Below are 3,069 nucleotides of genomic sequence, written 5' to 3'. Positions count from 1 at the left end.
CGCGGCGTCATGCCGCGCGGTTCAAGGCAGGCTCAGTTGGCGTTTTCAGCAAGCCACGTGGTCATCTGCTCCATCTCACCGACCTGGGCATCGATGATCTCTTGCGCGAGGGTGCGCATCTCATCGTCCTCGCCATGTTCGAGAAGCACCTCGGCCATGTCGATGGCACCCTGGTGATGGGCAAGCATGCCGCAAGCAAAGGCCACGTCGGCATCCTCGTTCATCATGCCGTCGTGCATGGCTGGCATCGTTACCATCATGCGACGCATGTTTTCCTGAACATGTTCCGGCATGGTTGCCAAATCCACGCCGCCCATACCCATCATGGCGCCCATGCCGTCAGACTGCGCATCGCCGCCCATCTGTGACCCGTCCATGCTTTCCGCGGGCATATCACTGGCGGGTGCAGCCATGGCGCACTGCTCAGGCATCTGGAATTCAGCGTCCTGAGCAAAGACGGGCGCAGTAAGGCTGGTCGCAGCAATCGCTGCGGCAATAAGGATCTTAACAGAACTCATCTCAGTCCTCCGTAAATTTGAGACATATGACGATGCTAAGCCTGTTCCTCAGAAAACTGAAACGTGCATGACGACATCATCGGGTTTTAACCCTGCTCTTCTCAGTTCCTTGTTCGACATGATACGCCCTGCCGGAACCGGTATCGTGTTTGTGGGGCGAGCCAGTCTTGACGAAGGCTCTGGTCTCTCCGGCGTGTTATCCACGGAAACTGATATTCCGCCCCCAGCATTTGGATTTGATCCTCTTGTGCTATGACTTCCTTCCTCAGCATAACCGACGCTTGCAGTGATACTGGCAGCCGCCAGTACGGACATGAACAACGTTCTCATTCTATAACCTCCAGCGCTTTCTGATTTATTCCAGAATTTCGGTAATGGTCAGCTTGCCGTTCACACGGTCAGCGGCGAAGCGGATGGCGGCACCCTCGCTGAGGCCATCGAGCATCTCAGGCTCCGCGACCTGGAAAACCATCTTCATGGCCGGCATATCCAGGTTCTTCAGCTCCTCATGATCGACGGTCACCTTGCTCCACTGGGTGTCGACCTTGGTGACGGTCCCATTGGTGATGTGTGTGTCAGCAAAGGCGCCTCCAGCAGAAAGGATCAGCGCAGCGGCAGTCAGTTGGATAAGTTTCATGGTCAGGTCCTCGGGGTTCAGGATTCGGTGACGTTCAGGGGGCCGTGCATGCCGGACTCGTAATGACCCAGCATCAGGCAGGCGAATTCGTACTCGCCCTCGTTTTCGAAGGTCCAAAGGATCTCGCCGGTCTCGCCCGGCTGAAGACGGACCGCGTTCGGGTCGTCATGTTCCATCTCGGGGAACCGCGCCATCAGCTCCTTGTGCTCGGCATTGGCCTCGACGGTATCCATGACGAACTCATGTTCCAGCTCGCCATCGTTGGTGATGACCAGACGGACGGTTTCACCGGACGCAAAAGACAGTTCCGAAGGCTCGAAGATCATCGTGCCCTCATCAGTCTCCCGCATCGAAATCTCGACGGATTTCATGTCTGCGGCGCCTTCGGCGGCCGGGGTCCCCATAGCATATTCGTCATGGCCGCCTTCATGGGTACCCGCTGCGAGCGCGAGGGCCGGGAAGAGAGAAATGGCAGTAACCAGCATCAACGATTTCATCGCGTTTTCCTTTATGGTGCTCGATAGGGTCAGATCAGCCCAACCGCTTGCCGCCACGCGGCGTCAGGATGGTTTCGGGGCTGTAGTTGCTGGCATGCTCGGGCAATTCGCCCGTCCATTCCCATGCCTGCGTACCGGGAGGGTTTTCATACCAACCCGGATCGGAATAGTCGTCAGGAGCGATGCCTTCGCGCACCTTCATGACAGAGAACATGCCGCCCATCTCCAGCGGACCATGCGGACCCCAGCCTGTCATCATCGGGATGGTGTTCTCAGGGATTTCCATGGACATCTCGCCCATGTCACCCATGCCTGCTGTTCCCATCGACATGTATCCGGGCTGGTGCCTGCGAACCATGTCGGTGACGCGGGTCTTGTTGGCGCCGATGATCGTGGGCAGTTCGTGACCCATGGCGTTCATGGTGTGGTGTGACTTGTGGCAGTGGAACGCCCAGTCCCCTTCATGAACGGCATCGAATTCGTAGGCACGCATCGCGCCTACCGGAATATCGATGCTGACCTCAGGCCAGCGGGCCTCCGGCCGGACCCATCCTCCATCCGTGCAGGTCACCTCGAAATCATAGCCGTGCATGTGGATGGGGTGATTGGTCATTGTCAGATTGCCGACACGCACCCGGACACGGTCGCCTTTGCTGGCGACAAGCGGGTCAATGTCCGGGAAAATGCGGCTGTTGAAGGTCCACATGTTGAAGTTCGTCATCTCGGCAACGCGCGGGATGTAGGTCCCGGGGTCGATGTCATAGGCGGCCAACAAAATCCCGAAATCCCGATCCACGGGCATGAAGGCCGGGTCTTTCTTATATTGTTAGATGTCATATTTTGGCGCGATTTACGTAGTTAAGCGGCAAATTACGTTGTAAGAAGCATATCGTTCGCAAAAATACGGACAAAATATGTCAGAAGATCGTAATGCGTATGTTTGCACACGAGACTGATTCGAATATTTCCATCCACCCGCGGCCAAGACTGAGCCGCGGGCCAAGTTGATCGACCGGCACTATGCTATCAGAGGTGTGAAGTCTGACGGCCTGAGTAGTAGGTCCGCAAGTTTGGCGGCCCCAAATGGCAACTGGAAGAAGTCCAGGATTAGAAGTGGGTCATCGCGAAACAACTCGAGAGTTTGTCCGTACAGACGCCAGCAGCAGATGCGGCCATGCTGTGCGATAGAACGAACAGCCGCTTCAGAAGCCGCGCTTTACAGCATCAATGATGAACGGGTGTCCGCTAAGGGCCGATCACTCTTTCTGCATCTGCATTGGCTGCGGGAGAGACGTAACCGCCCGATTGAGGCCGCCTGCCTGACGGCGGGGTTCCGAGCTAAGACACGAGCATAACGACGTCCTTAACGACGTGTCTTATTAGGAGGGGCCATGCTGGGCGAGGTTCTGGGCGTTGA

General features: G+C 56.8%; 3 protein-coding genes and 1 pseudogene. All 4 read right to left on the bottom strand.

What is annotated here, in order from left to right:
• Positions 1-32: 32 nt before the first annotated feature.
• Positions 33-518 (bottom strand): CopM family metallochaperone, encoded by a 486-nt coding sequence (gene copM, locus ACFQDM_RS15300; RefSeq protein WP_042246683.1) that lies wholly within the window; start codon positions 516-518, stop codon positions 33-35.
• Positions 519-873: 355 nt separating this feature from the next.
• Positions 874-1,155: a copper-binding protein gene (locus ACFQDM_RS15295; protein ID WP_042246680.1), complete on the bottom strand. Its 282-nt coding sequence runs from the start codon at positions 1,153-1,155 to the stop codon at positions 874-876.
• A gap of 17 nt (positions 1,156-1,172) precedes the next feature.
• Positions 1,173-1,652, bottom strand: coding sequence for a cupredoxin domain-containing protein (locus tag ACFQDM_RS15290; protein ID WP_127899934.1), 480 nt, complete (start codon positions 1,650-1,652; stop codon positions 1,173-1,175).
• Between the two features lie 34 nt (positions 1,653-1,686).
• Positions 1,687-2,475, bottom strand: a pseudogene (locus ACFQDM_RS15285) (multicopper oxidase domain-containing protein); the annotation flags it as partial.
• Between the last annotated feature and the right edge of the window lie 594 nt (positions 2,476-3,069).

It is taken from the genome of Ponticaulis profundi (assembly GCF_042659465.1).
Lineage (GTDB): Bacteria > Pseudomonadota > Alphaproteobacteria > Caulobacterales > Hyphomonadaceae > Ponticaulis > Ponticaulis profundi.
This window is presented reverse-complemented; position numbering and strand designations above follow the sequence as displayed.

Excerpts from the sequence above, each read along its gene's own strand:
- copM (WP_042246683.1), bottom strand. The coding sequence starts at position 518 with ATGAGTTCTGTTAAGATCCTTATTGCCGCAGCGATTGCTGCGACCAGC.
- ACFQDM_RS15295 (WP_042246680.1), bottom strand. The coding sequence starts at position 1,155 with ATGAAACTTATCCAACTGACTGCCGCTGCGCTGATCCTTTCTGCTGGA.
- ACFQDM_RS15290 (WP_127899934.1), bottom strand. The coding sequence starts at position 1,652 with ATGAAATCGTTGATGCTGGTTACTGCCATTTCTCTCTTCCCGGCCCTC.